General features: G+C 71.5%; 17 protein-coding genes and 1 tRNA gene. 8 read left to right on the top strand and 10 right to left on the bottom strand.

Annotated features, from left to right (window positions below; translation table 11 throughout):
- Positions 1–41: 41 nt before the first annotated feature.
- Positions 42–710 carry an HNH endonuclease gene (locus VFZ92_RS19370; protein WP_330877367.1) on the top strand — a complete coding sequence of 223 codons (669 nt, stop codon included), beginning with the start codon at positions 42–44 and terminating at the stop codon, positions 708–710.
- A 33-nt stretch (positions 711–743) separates the two neighbouring features.
- Here the strand turns inward: VFZ92_RS19370 and VFZ92_RS19375 are convergent, their stop codons facing one another.
- Complete coding sequence (locus VFZ92_RS19375) at positions 744–1274, bottom strand: DUF2345 domain-containing protein (protein ID WP_330877368.1); 531 nt, start codon at positions 1272–1274, stop codon at positions 744–746.
- 266 nt (positions 1275–1540) lie between these two features.
- On the opposite strand from VFZ92_RS19375, the gene VFZ92_RS19380 reads away from it, so the two are divergent.
- The 3 genes from VFZ92_RS19380 to VFZ92_RS19390 are packed head-to-tail and all read left to right on the top strand — an operon-like array spanning position 1541 to position 3511.
- Positions 1541–2740 carry an MFS transporter gene (locus tag VFZ92_RS19380; RefSeq protein WP_330877369.1) on the top strand — a complete coding sequence of 400 codons (1200 nt, stop codon included), beginning with the start codon at positions 1541–1543 and terminating at the stop codon, positions 2738–2740.
- Between the two features lie 38 nt (positions 2741–2778).
- Positions 2779–3036: a hypothetical protein gene (locus tag VFZ92_RS19385; RefSeq protein WP_330877370.1), complete on the top strand. Its 258-nt coding sequence runs from the start codon at positions 2779–2781 to the stop codon at positions 3034–3036.
- On the top strand, positions 3023–3511 hold the full coding sequence (locus VFZ92_RS19390; RefSeq protein WP_330877371.1) for a DUF5130 family protein: 489 nt from the start codon (positions 3023–3025) through the stop codon (positions 3509–3511). The genes VFZ92_RS19385 and VFZ92_RS19390 overlap by 14 nt, the downstream gene beginning before the upstream one ends.
- A 332-nt stretch (positions 3512–3843) precedes the next feature.
- Here the strand turns inward: VFZ92_RS19390 and pepN are convergent, their stop codons facing one another.
- On the bottom strand, positions 3844–6408 hold the full coding sequence (gene pepN / locus VFZ92_RS19395; protein ID WP_330877372.1) for an aminopeptidase N: 2565 nt from the start codon (positions 6406–6408) through the stop codon (positions 3844–3846).
- A gap of 217 nt (positions 6409–6625) precedes the next feature.
- On the opposite strand from pepN, the gene VFZ92_RS19400 reads away from it, so the two are divergent.
- Positions 6626–7240 (top strand): DsbA family protein, encoded by a 615-nt coding sequence (locus tag VFZ92_RS19400; protein WP_330877373.1) that lies wholly within the window; start codon positions 6626–6628, stop codon positions 7238–7240.
- Between the two features lie 77 nt (positions 7241–7317).
- Entirely contained in the window at positions 7318–8676 is a 1359-nt protein-coding gene (locus tag VFZ92_RS19405) for an aldehyde dehydrogenase family protein (protein WP_330877375.1), read from the top strand.
- Between the two features lie 3 nt (positions 8677–8679).
- On the opposite strand, the gene VFZ92_RS19410 is transcribed toward VFZ92_RS19405, so the two are convergent.
- Entirely contained in the window at positions 8680–9408 is a 729-nt protein-coding gene (locus tag VFZ92_RS19410; protein WP_330877376.1) for a 2-phosphosulfolactate phosphatase, read from the bottom strand.
- A 41-nt stretch (positions 9409–9449) separates the two neighbouring features.
- Between VFZ92_RS19410 and VFZ92_RS19415 the strand changes: the two genes are divergently transcribed.
- A complete protein-coding gene (locus VFZ92_RS19415) occupies positions 9450–9917 on the top strand; it encodes a ribose-5-phosphate isomerase (RefSeq protein ID WP_330877377.1) in 468 nt (155 codons plus the stop codon).
- A complete protein-coding gene (locus VFZ92_RS19420; RefSeq protein ID WP_330877378.1) occupies positions 9917–10726 on the top strand; it encodes an Fpg/Nei family DNA glycosylase in 810 nt (269 codons plus the stop codon). Before VFZ92_RS19415 ends, VFZ92_RS19420 begins: the two co-directional genes overlap by 1 nt.
- Positions 10727–10772: 46 nt before the next feature.
- Here VFZ92_RS19420 and VFZ92_RS19425 read toward each other — a convergent pair whose 3' ends face one another.
- From VFZ92_RS19425 to VFZ92_RS19455, 7 genes are all read right to left on the bottom strand, one after another.
- Entirely contained in the window at positions 10773–11531 is a 759-nt protein-coding gene (locus VFZ92_RS19425; RefSeq protein WP_330877379.1) for a hypothetical protein, read from the bottom strand.
- Positions 11532–11586: 55 nt separating this feature from the next.
- Positions 11587–12795 carry a GNAT family N-acetyltransferase gene (locus tag VFZ92_RS19430; protein WP_330877380.1) on the bottom strand — a complete coding sequence of 403 codons (1209 nt, stop codon included), beginning with the start codon at positions 12793–12795 and terminating at the stop codon, positions 11587–11589.
- Between the two features lie 60 nt (positions 12796–12855).
- Positions 12856–14064: a GNAT family N-acetyltransferase gene (locus VFZ92_RS19435; RefSeq protein WP_330877381.1), complete on the bottom strand. Its 1209-nt coding sequence runs from the start codon at positions 14062–14064 to the stop codon at positions 12856–12858.
- A 266-nt stretch (positions 14065–14330) separates the two neighbouring features.
- Positions 14331–14681 (bottom strand): VOC family protein, encoded by a 351-nt coding sequence (locus VFZ92_RS19440; protein WP_330877382.1) that lies wholly within the window; start codon positions 14679–14681, stop codon positions 14331–14333.
- Positions 14682–14690: 9 nt separating this feature from the next.
- Positions 14691–15065 (bottom strand): hypothetical protein, encoded by a 375-nt coding sequence (locus VFZ92_RS19445; RefSeq protein ID WP_330877384.1) that lies wholly within the window; start codon positions 15063–15065, stop codon positions 14691–14693.
- 228 nt (positions 15066–15293) lie between these two features.
- On the bottom strand, positions 15294–15641 hold the full coding sequence (locus tag VFZ92_RS19450) for a metalloregulator ArsR/SmtB family transcription factor (protein ID WP_330877386.1): 348 nt from the start codon (positions 15639–15641) through the stop codon (positions 15294–15296).
- A 316-nt stretch (positions 15642–15957) separates the two neighbouring features.
- Positions 15958–16031 (bottom strand) — tRNA-Gly (locus VFZ92_RS19455).
- Between the last annotated feature and the right edge of the window lie 64 nt (positions 16032–16095).

Consider the following 16095-nt stretch of genomic DNA (forward strand, 5'->3'; position numbering starts at 1 on the left):
GATCTGTGGTCTGCTATGGCTGTACCGGTGGAGGTGGTCGCGTGCCAGACCGACAACCGACCCCGATCGGCGCCCTGACCACGGTCGGGGTAGCGCCGAGGGTCCCTCCTGGCCAAAAACAGGCCATTGTCCGCTCCGTGACGGACGGGGACCGCAATGGGGAGGGTACCGGTCACGCGCCGGTCGTGTTCCCCTGGGGTAGAAGAAAAGTGCTCCTGCTCAACGCCACGTTCGAGCCCCTGACCGCGCTGTCCCTGCGACGCGCGGTCGTGCTCGTCGTCTGCGGCAAGGCCGAGGTCGTCCACGGGGACCCCGCGGGTTCCATGGTCCACTCCTCGTCCGCCGAGGTCATAGTGCCCTCCGTGATCCGGCTCAGCACCTACGTACGCGTCCCCTACCGGGGGCGCGTTCCGCTGACACGGGCCGGGTTGATGCACCGGGACCGCTTCCGGTGCGCGTACTGCGGTGGCCGGGCCGAGACGATCGACCACGTCGTCCCCCGCAGCCGCGGTGGGCCCCACACCTGGCAGAACTGCGTCGCGTGCTGCGCGAAGTGCAACCACCGCAAGGCGGACAAGCTGCTGTCCGAACTGGGGTGGCGGCTCCGCGTCGTGCCGAACGCGCCGAGGGGGCCGCACTGGAGGCTGCTCGCCGGGGTCACCGAGGCCGACCCGCTGTGGTTGCCCTACCTCGGGGAGCCCGCCGCCTAGTCGGCTGACGAGCTCGTCGCGGGCGGTCCACCCCTAGGCCGCCGGCGCGAGCTCGTCCTGGCGTGCCGTGATGCGCACGGAGTCGTCGTGCGCCGTGATGCGCACCGAGTCGGTCGCGGTGATCCGGACCGAGTCGCGCGCCGTGATCCGCACCGAGTCACGTGCCGTGATGCGCACCGAGTCGTCGTGCGCGGTGATGCGCACGGAGTCCGCCTCGCCGGTGATGCGGACGGAGTCGCGGGCGGTGGTGCGGACCGAGTCCTCCGAGGTGATCCGAACGGAGTCGCGCGCGGTGATGCGCACGGAACCGGTCTTCGCGGTGATCCGGACCGAATCGAGGGCCGTGATGCGCACGGAGCCGCTCTTCGCGGTGATCCGGACCGAGTCCGCGGCCGCCGTGATCCGAACGGAGTCGCGCGCCGTGATCCGAACGGAGTCCTCGCAGGTGATCCGAACGGACGCGGACGCCTGATCGCGCCGCTGAACAGTGGTAACGCTCTGCGCTACCTGGCCGTACTTCGAAAGGGTGACGGCAGTGCTCTGGACAGCGGGGATCATGTACATGTTGTGTCCTCCTGGACTCGTTGAAGCTCGGATTGCCCTCGATAGAGGAAATGCAAGACCCGTATAGGTGAAAAGCTAGAAGCCGAGTGGCTCGGAGACAAGACGCCAAACCGGCCGCAGTCCGCCGCCGGACGGTCGGAGACCGTCCGGACGCAGCCGTTGACCCGCACGAACGTCCTCCGTTGCGGCAATTGTCACCGTCTGGACACGGTGCGTAACGTCACCTGGGTTCCCTCGTCGTCGACGGTTGAAGCGAGGTCGTGCCGGTGGTCCACCCGTTGGGCACCACGGGGGTGCGCACACCGGCCTTCCGTCGGCTGACGGGGGCGTGGGCGACGTCGTTGGTCGGCGACGGCGTGCGCACCGTCGCGCTGCCGCTCTACACCGCGATCAGCACCCGGAGCCCGCTCGCGGCCTCCGCGGTGGCCGTCGCGACGGCGCTGCCGTGGCTGCTGGTGGCGCTGCCCGCGGGCGTCCTGGTCGACCGCTGGCCGCCGCGCGCCGTCGTGGCCGCGGCGCACGTGTTCCGCGCCGTCGTGACGGCCCTGCTCGCCGCCGCGGTGTTCGCCGACCGGGCCGGGGTGGTGCTGCTGTGCGCGTTCGCGTTCCTGCTCACCAGCGCCGAGACGTTCGCCGACACGGCGTCCCAGGTGCTGCTGGTGGAACTCGCGGGCCCCGACGACCTGGAGCGGGCCAACGGGCGGTTCGTGACCGTCGAGACGGTCGGCATGGACCTGGTCGGACCGCTCGCCGCGAGCGCCCTGTTCTGGTGGCAGCCCGCGGCCTGCTTCGCGCTGGACGCCCTCACGTTCGTCGTCGCCGCCTGCTTCGTGCTCCGGCTGCCGCGGGTCGCGCCGGACCGGCCGCCGCGCGCCCGGCTGCGCACCCAGCTCGCCGAGGGCGCGGGCTTCCTGCTGCGGTCGCCCGAGCTGCGCGTGCTCGTGGTCGCGGTGGCCGTGACGGCGATCTGCGCGTCCGCGGTGAACGCGATGTTCGCCCTGTACGCGATCACCGAACTCGGCCTGGCGCCGTCGGCCGTGCCCTGGCTGGTGGTGGTGATCGCGCTCGGCGCCCTCGCCGGCGCCCGGATCAGCCCCGTCCTCGCCGCCCGGCTCGGCGCGGGCCGGGTCATGGTCGGCGCGCTGGTGCTGCTGGGCGGCGCGTTCGCCCTGTACGGCGCCGTGCCGCACCTGGCGGCCGGGCTGGTGGCCGTGCTCCTGTTCGGCGCCGCGTCGGCGGGCTGGAACGTCCTGTCGGCCACCCGCAGGCAGCGCCTGACCCCCGCGCCGCTCATGGGACGGGTCACCAGCGCGTACCGCGTCCTGGCCTGGGGGCTGGCGCCGACGGGGGCGGGCCTCGCCGGTCCGCTGGCCGCCTCGACGTCCCTCGGCGTGGTCTACCTGGTGGCGGGCGCGACCACCGTGATCACCGCCGTGGTCCTCGCGCGCCCGCTCATGCGCACCTGAGGGCGCCGCCACGTGGGCGATCGGTTACCGTAGCCGCCGTGACCATCGTGGAGACCGTGCTCGTCTTCGCGCTGATCCCGCTGGCCATCTACGGCGTGATCACGCTACTGACGCTGAGGCCTAAGGCCACCCGCATCACCCGGTACCGCCCTGGGCAGGAGTGGGGCTACGCACCGGTGTGGTGGAGCGGGAACCCGGCCGGGGTCAGCTCGACCCACCAGACGCCCGACGCGGGCGAGGCCGGCGACGGCGTGCCCGCGCGCACCGCCAGGGGAGGTGCCCGTGGCAACTGGTGAAGTCGCCCAGCGCCCGCAGGTAGACCCGTCCGACCTCGCCGTCGGCGAGGTGATCACCAACAGCGGCAGGCTGTCGGTCGCGCGCATGTACGAGCCGCACGCGCCCTCCCTGCCCTTCACGCCGAGCCAGCTGGCCAGCCTGGACGAGGCGCTGACGCTCTCCAGCCGGGAGACCGGGCTGGACTTCAGCGTGTACCTGGGTGAGCTGGCGGGCGACACCCGCGCGACGGCCGAGGCGATGCACGCCAGCGTCGGCGCGCGTGCGCCCCACGCGGTGCTGATCGCCGTGTCGCCTGGGCAGCGGGTCGTGGAGGTCGTCACCGGTGAGGAATCGCGCCGGCGCATCTCCGACCGCGGGGCGAAGCTCGCCGTGATGAGCATGGTGGCTTCGTTCAAGGAGGGTGACATCGCGGGTGGCCTGGTTGGCGGCCTGCGGATGCTCACCGATCAGGCTGGATCCGCTCCTCGGGTGTGATCCCCGGATTCGTCGAAGGCCGTGCTCCGCTCGTGGTGGGGTGCGGCCTTTGGTGTTCGTGTGCTTGAGGGCTGCCGGTCCTCCGGGGAGTGGCTGCCGGTCCCGTCGGATCGGGTGGCTGTCGGCCCCAGCGGGGCGGCCGATGTGACTCGGGGACCCCTCGATGTGCCCCTGTGATCGGGCTCAAGGGCAGGTGGTGACCACCCGCCCGATCCACCAGGGCAAGGGGCAAATCCCCCGAGTAAAATCGGCCGTTGTTCAGGGAAGGCCCTGTCTCGCCCTTGTTCTTGCTGAGGGGCGGGAACTTTGTGTTCCCGCCCCTTCCTGTTGTGCTAGGACCTGTCGAATTCTTGTGCTGCCAGGGCCCTGACGATGCCTGCCCTGCCCTCTGAGACGAGCCTGCGCAGTGCTGGTGGGTGGTCTGCTGAGGCCAGCCAGTCGTCTGATGCCTTCACGGTTTCCGGGGTGATCGACCAAGCCGGGTAGAGGCCGATGACCATTGATTGGGCGCGTTCGCTGGAACGGCGGTCCCACACGCTGCTGACGTCGGCGAAGTAGCGCTCCATGTACGGGGCCAGCAGTTCTTTCTGCGACGGGTGCGAGATGCCCGCGATGATGGCCTCGCTGACGGCGTTGGGGATGTCGTCGTCGTTGACCGCGCGGTCCCACGCCTCGTCCTTGGCGTCGGTCGTCGGGCGGAGGGCGCGTGCGGACTCCGCGCGGCGGCGGCCCGTCGCGGTGGGGTCGCGTTCCTCCTCCGCCTGGATCTCCTCCAGACCCGCCGCGCCGTGTGCGGTGAGCGCCTGGAGCAGTCGCCAGCGCAGGTCGGTGTCGACCTCCAAGCCCTCCAGCACGTCGGTGCCGTCGTACCACCCGCGCACGACCGCCAGTGCCTCGTCGTCCAGCACGGAACCCGCCAGGGCGTTGGCGAACGCGAGCTGGTGGTCGGAGCCTGCTTCGGCCGCGCGCACCAGTTCGAGGGTCTTGGTGGTGAAGCGGCGCCAGCCCTCGTCGCGCCACGAGGCGTCGGCGTAGGACGAGAGCGCAGTCTGGGCCTGGAGCAGCAGGCGCTGCACGACGCCCACCTCGGTCTCGGCGTGCAGTCCGCCCAGGACCAGGTTCACGAAGTCGCGGGCCTTCAGCTCCGCCTCGCGGGTCATCTCCCAGACCGCGGACCAGCACAGCGTGCGCGGCAGCGGCTCGGCGATGTCGGCGATCCGGTCGACCAGCGTGGTGAGCGAGTCCGGGTCGAGCCGCATCGTGCAGTAGGTGAGGTCGTCGTCGTTGACCAGCACGAGCTTGCCGCGCGACCGGCCGACCAGCTCGGGCACCTCGGTGCGCTCACCGGTGACGTCCAGCTCGATCCGCTGCGTGCGGACGAGCTTGCCGCTGCCGTCGTCGTCGTACACGCCGACCGCGATCCGGTGCGTGCGCAGTTCACCCGCGCCCGGCCGGGCACCGTTCTGGAGCACGGCGAAGTCGGTGAAGTTGCCGTTGGTGTCCACGGAGAACTTGGGGCGCAACGGGTTCAGGCCCGTCGTCTCCAGCCACTGCGCGCTCCACCACGACAGGTCGCGGCTGGAGGCCTCCTCCAGCGCGCCGAGCAGGTCGGCCAGGGTGGCGTTGCCCCACGCGTGCTTGGCGAAGTAGACCCGCAGGCCCGCCAGGAAGTTCTCCAGGCCCACGTACGCCACGAGCTGCTTGAGCACCGAGGCGCCCTTGGCGTAGGTGATGCCGTCGAAGTTGACCTCGACCGCCTGGAGGTCCGGGATGTCCGCCGCGACGGGGTGCGTCGAGGGGAGCTGGTCCTGCCGGTACGCCCAGGACTTCTCGATCTTCGCGAACGTGGTCCACGCGTGCTTGTACTCGGTGGCCTCGGCCTGCGCGAGCACCGACGCCCAGGTCGCGAAGGACTCGTTCAGCCACAGGTCGTCCCACCAGCGCATGGTGACCAGGTCGCCGAACCACATGTGCGCCATCTCGTGCAGCACGGTCTCGGACCGGCGCTCGTAGAGGTAGCGGGTGACCCGGCTCCGGAAGACGTAGTCCTCCAGGAACGTCACGCAGCCCGCGTTCTCCATCGCGCCCGCGTTGAACTCCGGCACGAAGCACTGGTCGTACTTGCCGAACGGGTACTTGACGCCGAAGGCCTCGTGGTAGAAGCCGAAACCCTGCTTGGTCTCGGTGAACAGGCGCTCGTGGTCCATGTGCGGCGCGAGCGACGCGCGGCAGTACAGGCCGAGGGGGATGGTGAAGTCACCGTCGGTGAACTCGTCGCGCCACTCCGCGTACGGGCCCGCGACCAGTGCGACCAGGTAGGTCGACATCGGCTTCGTGGTCCCGAAGCGGTGCTTGTCCGCACCGCCGGGAGCGTCCTCAGTGGACTCGATCGCCGAGTTGGAGATGACCTTCCAGTCCGAGGGCGCCGTCACCGTGATGTCGTAGACGGACTTCAGGTCGGGCTGGTCGAAGCAGGCGAACATCCGCTTGGCGTCGGCCGTCTCGAACTGGGAGTAGAGGTACACGCCGCCGTCGACCGGGTCGACGAACCGGTGCAGGCCCTCGCCGGTGTTCATGTACCGGCAGTCGGCCTCGACGGTCAGCTCGTTGACCTCCGCGAGGTCCGCGAGCGGCAGGCCGTCCTCCTCGCGGTAGCCGGAGACGTCCAGCTCCACGCCGTTGAGCACGGCCCGGTGCACGGTGGCGGCCACGATGTCGATCCAGGTCGACGCCCCCGCGTTCAGGCTGCGGAACGCGACCGTGGACGTCGAGCGGAACGTCTCCGAGCCCGGCTTGCCTCCGCCGTCCGTGAGATCCAGCTCGATCCGGTAGGAGTCGACTTCCAGCAGCGCCGCGCGCTGCTGGGCCTGGTCGCGAGTGAGGTTGGGTGCCGCCACTGGTCACCTCGTCTGCCGGCGTCCCCGTGCTCGACACCGACGTCGTCGGAATGGGAAGTCGTCATGTCCGTGAACACGACATCCGCATCCAATCACGTGACGCGGCCGGAAGTGGACTCCAGGATCGGGAAGACCTGTCGACCGGGCGTTGTTGCTCTGTTCGGGGCGTCCCGTACCCGGCGCCCGCACACAACGTGAACAGAATGGGGCTCACCGCATGTCGTCAGAGGCCAAGGCGAAGGTCGACTTCTACTTCGACCCAGTGTGTCCGTTCGCGTGGATCTCGTCCCGGTGGATCCTCGAGGTGGAGAAGGTCCGCGACATCGACCTGAGCTTCCGCGTGATGAGCCTCGCCGTCCTCAACGAAGGCCGCGACCTGCCCGCCGAGTACCGCGAACTCCTCGACAAGGCGTGGGGCCCGGTGCGCGTGGCCATCGCCGCCGAGAAGGCGCACGGCAACGAGGTCCTGCTGCCGCTGTACACCGCGCTGGGCACGCGGATCCACAACAACGGCGAGAAGGACTACGAGGGCGCCATCAAGGCGGCGCTCGACGAGGCCGGTCTGCCCGCCGAGCTGGCCGAGGCGGCCACGTCGACCGAGTACGACGAGGAGCTCAAGGCCAGTCACCACCGCGGCATGGACCCGGTGGGCATGGACGTCGGCACGCCGACGATCCACATCGACGGCGTCGCGTTCTTCGGGCCCGTCCTGAGCAAGATCCCGAGGGGCGAGGACGCGGGCACGATCTTCGACGGCGCTCGCGCGCTGGCGAGCTTCCCGTACTTCTTCGAGCTCAAGCGCACCCGGACGGGTGGTCTCGACTTCTCCTGAGCCCTCTGACGCGGAACGCCCCCGGATGTGACACCCTGGGGGCGTTCCGCGTTTCTGGTGTCACAGGGAGTGGGTTCATGGACATCGAGGTCGTCAACCCCGCCACCGGAGCGGTGATCGGCACGGTCGTCGCGGGCACCCCCGCCGACGTCGACGCCGCTGTCGCCGCCGCCGTCGCGGCGTTCCCCTCCTGGTCGGCCACGTCCGTGGACGAGCGGGTGGGGGTGGTCCGGCGGATCGCCGAAGGCCTGGTCGAGCGCACCGGCGAACTGGCGGCCACCATGACGGCCGAGATGGGCACGCCCCTCACGTTCGCCACGAAGGTGCAGGTCCCGAACCCCGTCGGCATCGCGAACGGCATCGCCGACGTGCTGGAGCAGGGCTACTTCGACGGCGAGGAGATCGGCAACTCGCTGGTGCTGCGCGAGCCGATCGGCGCCGTCGCCGCCATCACGCCGTGGAACTTCCCGCTCCAGCAGATGGTCGCCAAGGTCGTCCCCGCGCTGGCCGCGGGCAACACCGTCGTGCTCAAGCCCAGCGAGCTGGCCCCGATGACCGCCGACCTGCTGGCCTCGATCGTCGCGGCGGCCGGTGTGCCGTCCGGCGTGTTCGGCCTGGTCCACGGCACCGGCCCGGTCGTCGGCGAGGCGCTCGTCAGCCACCCCGACGTGGACATGGTGTCGTTCACCGGGTCCACGAGGGCGGGGCGCCGCGTGTCGGCGCTGGCCGCCGAGACCGTGAAGAGGGTCGCCCTCGAACTGGGCGGCAAGTCCGCCTGCGTCGTCCTGGACGACGCCGACCTCGGCCGCGCGGTGAAGATCGGCGTCGCCAACGCGTTCATGAACAACGGTCAGGCGTGCAGCGCGTGGACCAGGCTCCTGGTGCCCGCGGACCGCCACGACGAGGCGCTGGAACTGGCCGTCGCCGCGGCGTCGAAGTACCGCTCCGCCGACCCGTCCGACCCCGCGACCCGCATCGGCCCCGCCGTGTCCGCCGCCCAGCGCGACCGCGTCGTCGGCTACATCCGCAAGGGTGTCGAGGAGGGTGCCACGCTCGCCCACGGCGGCCCGGACGCCCCGCTGGAGCAGGGCTTCTACGTCGCGCCGACCGTGTTCGGCGGTGTCACGACCGACATGACCATCGCCCAGGAGGAGATCTTCGGCCCGGTCCTGTCGATCATGCCGTACACCGGTACCGACGACGCCGTCCGCATCGCCAACTCCACCGTCTACGGCCTCGCGGGCGCCGTGTTCTCCGCCGACACCGATCGCGCGCTGGCCGTCGCGAAGCGACTGCGCGCCGGGCAGGTCGACGTCAACGGCGGCGCGTTCAACACCAGCGCGCCCTTCGGCGGCTACCGCCAGTCCGGCAACGGCCGCGAGTTCGGCCGCTTCGGCCTCGACGAGTTCTGCGAGGTCAAGTCCATCCAGCGGTAGGCGTCAGCCCCGCAGCACCCCGTCCACCAGACGGGGAGCCGCCCCGCTGACGTTCACCCGCGTCGCCACCTCCACGTCCCCCGCGTGACCGGCCCCGATCAGCTCGCGCCCCGACACGCACCCGGCGACCACCTCCGCCACCCGCGCCCCCGTGCCCCGGTACGCGTCGGCCGCCACCCTGGCCTCCACCGACGCCCGCACTGGCGCGTGCTCCAGCAGCGCGGACAGGATCGCGCCCGCCCCCATGAAGTCCTCGACGCACGGCCGGAGCGGACCGAAGAACTGCTCCGCCCCGGTCGTGTTGACGTCGATGCCCCACCGCTCGCCCGCCGGGATCACCCCGATGGGTCCGCCGTCGGCGATCTCCAGGGCGGCGAGGGCCACGGCGTCGGCGTTGCGGAGACAACCCGCGAGCACGGCGGCGCCGGTGCCGCTCGCCAGCTCGCACAGGGTCGCGCCGTTCGGGGAGGGGAGTTCCAGCAGCTCACCAGCGGGAACGGTGTCGAGGGAGGAGGGGCGCAGCGTCCACGCCGGGTTCGAGGCCGGGGCGGCCGAGGCCCGGTCCAGCCAGCGCACGGGCTTCACGGCGGCGCCCCGGCCGACGGCCACGTCGACCGACGTCGTGAACGACAGCACGTCCACCACGACGAGCACCGCGCACAGCCCGCCCAGGGCGGCGACGCCCTCCCCGCCCCATTCGAGCCGAAGTCCGCACCCCTCTTGACCGAACACGCCGCAAGCATGCCTGCACGGGGATGGCAGACTCCCCGGACGTGCGCGTTTACCTTGGATCCGACCACGCGGGCTTCGAGCTGAAGTCCCACCTCGCCCAGCACCTCGCGGCCACCGGCTACGAGGTCGTCGACATCGGCCCGGCCGTCTACGACGCCGAGGACGACTACCCCGCCTTCTGCGTCGCCACGGCCACCAGCGTCGTCGCCGACGAGGGCAGCCTCGGCGTCGTCATCGGCGGTTCCGGCAACGGCGAGCAGATCGCCGCGAACAAGGTGCCCGGTGCCCGGTGCGCCCTGGCGTGGAGCGTCGAGACCGCGACGCTGTCCCGCGAGCACAACAACGCCCAGCTCGTGGGCGTCGGCGCGCGGATGCACTCCACCGAGGAGGCGACCGCGATCGTCGAGGCGTTCCTCACGACCAAGTTCTCCGGCGAGGTGCGGCACGCCCGCCGCATCGGGATCGTCTCGGAGTACGAGGCCACCCACGTCGTCCCGCCGCTGCCGTAATGCCCGAGGGCCACACGCTGCACCGGCTCGCGAAGCTGCACCAGCGCAGGTTCGCGGGCGCACCGGTCGAGGTGTCCAGCCCGCAGGGGCGCTTCGCGTCCTCGGCGTCCCTCGTGGACGGTCGGGTGCTCGAGCGCGCCGAGGCGCACGGCAAGCACCTGTTCCACGTCTACGGCCCGGACGCCACGGTCCACGTGCACCTGGGGCTGTACGGGACGTTCGTCGAGCACCCGCTGCCCGCGACCACCCCGGTGGGGCAGGTGCGGATGCGGGTGGTCGGCCGCACGCACTGGGCCGACCTGCGCGGGCCGACGGCGTGCGAGGTGCTGACGGACGCCGAGGTGGCGGCCGTGCACGCACGCCTCGGTCCGGACCCGCTGCGCCGCGACGCCGACCCGGACCTCTGCTTCGCCCGGATCTCGAAGTCCCGCACGCCGATCGCGGTGCTGCTGCTGGACCAGAGGGTGCTGTCGGGCGTCGGCAACGTCTACCGCGCCGAGGTCCTGTTCCGCCACGGCGTGCACCCGCTGACGCCCGGCCGGAAGATCGACCGGGCGCTGTGGGACCTGCTGTGGGCGGACCTCGTGCTCCTGATGCGCGACGGCGTGAAGGTCGGCCGGATCGACACGGTCCGGCCGGAGGACCTGCCCGAGGCGACCGGCCGCGAGCCGAGGAAGGACCGGCACGGGGGCGAGGTCTACGTCTACCGCCGCACCGGCCTGCCCTGCCTGCTGTGCGGAACGCCGGTCGCGGCGAGCGAGCTGGCCGGCCGCAACCTGTACTGGTGCCCCACCTGCCAGCCCGAGTAGCGCCGTTCCCCCTCGGCCCGCTCCGCCGAGGGGGAGCGGTCTCGGTCTAGAAGTCGAAACCGCCCGCGTCGAACCCACCGGCGTCGAACCCGTCGCTGCCCGCGTCGAACCCGCCGGAGTCGCCGACGTCGCCTCCACCGTCAGCGGCGGCGCCGTCCTGGTAGCCGTCCGCGTAGGCGGCCTCCATGTCGCCGCCCGAGTACCCGGCCATGCCGGAGAACATCGCGTCGAACAGCAGGAACGAGCCCACACCCCAGGCGCCCGCGACGAGCGCGGGCTTCCACCACGGCTCGCTGTACCAGCCCTGCGGCACCGGACGACCCGCGACGACACCGCCGGGGTAGTAGTGCGGCGTGCGGGAACCGGGCTTCGGCGAGGCCGCGTACTCGTGGCCCTCGACGGTCACGTCGCGGTCCTCGGACACCTGGCCCGCGCGGCTCTGGCCGGTGAGGTCCGGCAGTTCCGGACCGGGGTCCATGTCCATGGCGACGCGCGCGGCCCGCACGTAGTACAGGCCCTCCATGGCGGTCTGCGTGACCTGCCTCGCCTGCTCCTTCGTCTGCGCCTGCTCCATCTGGGAACCCGCGGCGGTGAACCGCTCCGACGCGTCCGCCATGGCCTGCTGCGACGCGGTGTCGGTGCCGGACAGGTTCATCACCTGCCCGCCGAGCCGTTCGACCCAGCGCCGGGCCTCCGACTTGGCGTCCTCCAACTCCCGGCGTTTGGTGTCCGCGCTGGACTTCACCAGGTAGAGGACACCACCGAGGATCACAAGGACGATCGCGAGCAACACGACTGTGCCCACCGGTGCCTCCTGAGGTAGATACCCGTTCAACGAGGACCCCTCGTCGGCGGTTCCCTCAGAACAGCTCGGGGCAGTGCGGGTCGCGGTCGCCGAGGAACGCGCGGGAGAGCGCGTCGACCGCGCCGGGCGTCAGCTCCCGCAGGTACTGGGCCCTGGCCAGGGTCGACAGCCGGGTGCCGCCGAGGAACGCCGCCCCGAGCGCGCTGATGTCGAGCGCCACGTCCGGCTCGTCGGTGACGCGACGCACAACCGCCTCGCCCTTCTCCGCGGTGAACCGCCAGCGGTCGGCGTTCCACGGGCACCGGTCGTCGGTCACGTGGAGCACGACGTCCACATCGGACTGGTAGGACCGCGCGACGAGCGCGCGGTCGAGGTCGACGATCCGGACCCACAGCGAGTCCGCGACGCGCCGCGTGGCCAGCCGCGGGTTGGCGAGCAGGTGCCACACGGGGTCGTCCGACGCGGTGCTGTGGTGCACCTCCGACACGAGGTCGAGGTCGAGCAGGTAGCGGTGCAGCGCGGCGTGGGCCCGATCGTCCTCGGCGACGAGTTCGCGGACGGTCACCTCGTCGCCCGGCCCGCGGTCGTTCCACCCGTTCTTGATCCGGTACACCGCGTACCCCCCTGGGTGCAGGGCGTACCGGTAGGCGCTCATCCCCTCGCGGTGGTGCTCCTCGTCGGCGAAGTGGTGGGCCCACGTGGCGTCCGTGCGGCTGAGGTACCCCGTCCTGGTCGGCGCCACCCGCTCGTAGACGGACCGCATCGCGGGCATGGCCTCGTCGCGCGGCACCTCGCGCACCCGGTCGTCGCCGACGTCGACGCCGGGCCGGAACGCCGCACCCCTGGGCACCTGGACCGAGGCGTACTGCGCGGCCACGCCGTAGCCGTAGCGGCCATAGATCGAGGCCTCGGAGGCCCAGAGCGCGGCGAACGGCTCCCGACCGCCGTCGTGCAGGCCGTGGAACTGGGTCCGCATCAGCGCGCTCAGCACGCCGCGCCTGCGGTGGCCGTGCTTCACGCCGACCCCCGTCACGGCGGCGACCGGGCGGACACCGCCGCCCGGCACGGTGACGGCCCTGGTCAGCACGGCCGCGGTGCCGATCAGCTCGCCGTCGTCGAACACGCCGTGCACGCGGTCGAGGTCGTAGAGCGCTCTCGTGCGGTCGGCGTCCGACTCGACCGGGTCGAAGTTGGAGGCCGTGGCGACCAGGTCGGCGAACGACCGGTACTCCTCGTCACCCAGTGTCCGAATCGAGAAGTTCATGCGCTAAGTCGTACCGCGTCCCGCCGGAAAACGCGATGATCGAGATCACTGGTGGTGACGTCAGAACACCTCAGGGCAATGGGGGGCGACCTCGCCGAGGAGCGCGTGCGACAGGGACCGCAGCGCGCCCGGCGTCCGCTCCCGCACGAACTGGGCCCCGGCGAGGGTGGTCAGCCGGGTGCCGCCGAGGAACGCCGCCCCGAGCGCGCCGACGTCGAGCCTCAGGTCCGGCTCGTCGGTGACCCGCCGGACACCCGCCGCACCCTCCCTCACGGTGAGCCGCCAGCGGTCGGCGTTCCACGGGCAGAACTCGTCGGTCACGTCGAGCACCACGTCCACATCGGACAGGTAGCCGCGGCCGGTCAGCGCGCGGTCGAGGTCGACGAGCCGGACCCACAGCGAGTCGCGGTTCGCCCGCCTGGCCAGCCTGGGGTTGTGCAGCAGGTGCAGCACCGGGTCCTCCGAGCCGGTGTAGAACTTCAGCTCGGCGACGAGGTCCACGTCGAGCAGGTACCGGTACAGCGCCGCGTACGCCCTGTCGTCCTCCGCCACCAGTTCGCGGACGTGCAGCTCGTTCTCCGGACCCCGGTCGCCCCAGGCGAACTTGACCCGGTAGACCGCGTAACCCCTCGGGTGCAGGACGTACCGGTACTTGCTCAGACCGCCGCGGTGCCGCTCGCCGTCGGCGAGGTGCTGCTCCCACTCCGCCCCGGTCCGGCTCAGGTAACCCGCCCTGGTCGGCGCCACCCGCTCGTAGAGCGCCCGCGCGACGGGCAGGGCCTCCTCCCGCGAGACCTCGCGCACCGCGCCGTCGCCGACGTCGACCCCGCGGTGGAACGCCGCACCCCTCGGCACGCTCAGGTCGGTGAACTGCGCGGCCAGGCCGTAGCCGTAGCGGCCGTAGATGGACCCCTCCGACGCCCACAGCACCGCGAACGCCTCCCGACCCCCGTCGTGCAGGCCGTGCAGCTGGGCGCGCATGAGGCTGGTCAGCACGCCCCGCCTGCGGTGGCCGGGCCTCACGCCGACCGACGTGATCGCGGCGGTCGGCCGGGGACCGCCTCCCGGAACCGTCAGGTCCCTGGTGGTCACGGCCGCGCTGCCGATCATCTCCCCGTCCTCGAAGACCCCGTGCACCCGGTCCAGGTCGTAGAGCGGTCGTTCGAACGCGGCGTCCGCCGGGTCGGGGTCGCCCAGGAACGCCGCCGAGACCACGGCGCAGAACGACTGGTAGTCGTCTTCGACGAGAGTGCGGATCGTGAAGCCCATCCCGAAGTCGTACGCCGCTCGACCGCGGTCCGCGACGCATTTTCCGCGCGGGCTCTGGTCACCGGCGTGCCGCTCGGCGACACTGCCCCCGACGGATCCCCACGCGCCGTCGTCGCCGCGTGACCGGGCAGAGGAGAACCCCATGAAGGGACCCGCGTGGCGGGTGGTCCTGCGGTGCCTGGTGACGTTCACGTTCGGCGTGCTGCTGGTGCTGCTGGCCATCAGGTTCGGCGAGGAGCTGTGGCGGCTGGTGGACCGCTGACGGGTCAGGCCGCCGGGACCACGAGGCAGAACTCGTTGCCCTCCGGGTCCAGCAGCACCTGGAACGCACCCGACTCGTCCACCACCAGCCCGCCGACCCTGGTCGCGCCCAGGCCCTCGCAGCGGACCGCGGCGGCCTCGACGTCGTCCACCCGGACGTCGAGGTGGAGGCGGTTCTTGATCGTCTTGCCCTCCGGCACGGGCTGGAACGACATCCGCGGCGACTCGGGCGGCTCCACGTGCGACCAGCCCAGCTCGCGGTCGACCGGCTCACCGCCGAGCAGTTCCGCCCAGAAGCGGACAAGCCGAGCGGGGTCGTGGCTGTCGACCACGATCTGCTGGAGGCGTGCGCGCACGGCCCAACCCTAGGACAGCGGCTCGAAGAAGACCTTGTAGAGCCGGTAGACCGACTCCTCGGAGCCGCAGTTGCGGACCGTCAGCGCGTTCTGGCCGGGCCGCAGCACCGAAGCCGGGATGTCGAACCGCTCCAGCTCCCGAGTCCTGGTGCCCGCCAGCCCTTCCCGCGTCCACACCAGCGTCCCGTTCGCCTCCATCCGGATCTCCACCGGCCGCCGCGACGTCGCCCGCGGCGAGCCGACGAGCGTGACCCGGCCCAGCGGCGTGCCCGCCGAGCAGCAGAAGCCGATCACCGCCTCACCACCCGCGCGGATCACCCAGTGGTCGCCGCGGAACAGTGCCCCGGACGACCCCGTGAGCAGTGCGGCGCTCCCGCCTCCCACGGGCGCCTCGGAACGGAAATCGACGAGAACCTGCTGCACCCTGGAGCCCTCCGAATCGTTCGGTGACCCACACTGCACCCAACGTGACGGAGGAATGCCAGGCAGAACGACCGGCAGAACTCGCGGTCCTCCGCTGGTAGGAGACCCGCACCTCACCCGACGACCCGGTGATTCCGTTGTGCCGCAAGGAGATCACCCGAGAGGCCGCCCGCCGCCGACGACCGCCGTTCAACCGGTGGTGGCCAAACCGACATGTTCGCCCACGTTCTCGGCGTCGGCCGCCGCCAGCACCGAGCGCAGCAGACCGGGGAAGCGCGCCTCCAGGTCGTCGCGGCGCAGCCGCACGAAGCACCGCGTGCCCTCCTCACGCGTCCTCGTCAACCCGGCCGCGCGCAGCGTCTTCAGGTGGTGGCTCAACGTCGACTTCGCCACCGGCGCCCGCAGCTCGCTCCACCCGTGCTCCGCACCGTCGGCCAGCACCCGCACCAGCCCGATGCGGATCGGATCGCTCAGCGCGCCCATGACCTCGACGAGCCTCATCTGGTCGGTCGTGGGGTGCTCCCGCGGGTGCTTCACGACGTCCACGCTACCGCTGGAGGGGCGGATGGGGCGGGTCCTGCTTCGCACCGCTGACCTGGTTCGACAGCCCGGTCAGCAGCGCCGGCCGGTGGCCGAAGCGCGCCGCGCGGTCGCGCACACCGCCGACGAACTGCCCGAGGAAGCCCGAACAACGCCGTCCACGCGCTGAACTTCTGGAACGTCGGGAGGAAAGCGGTGGTCGTGGAGGTGGTTTTCGAGGAGAGGGAGCACTCGGGGGGCACACAAGATCGGCTAACGCAAGAAGACCGTCCACTGGGGACGGTCTTCAAGGGCTCTACCAGCAAGAACGAGGTGGAGCGGGTGACCGGGATCGAACCGGCATGACCAGCTTGGAAGGCTGGGGCTCTACCATTGAGCTACACCCGCACGGCCCTCCGGGGGAGGGCGCGGAAATAGCTTAGCGTGCCGCGCTAAGCTACGGGGGACCGGG

It is taken from the genome of Umezawaea sp., from assembly GCF_036375055.1.
Lineage (GTDB): Bacteria > Actinomycetota > Actinomycetes > Mycobacteriales > Pseudonocardiaceae > Umezawaea.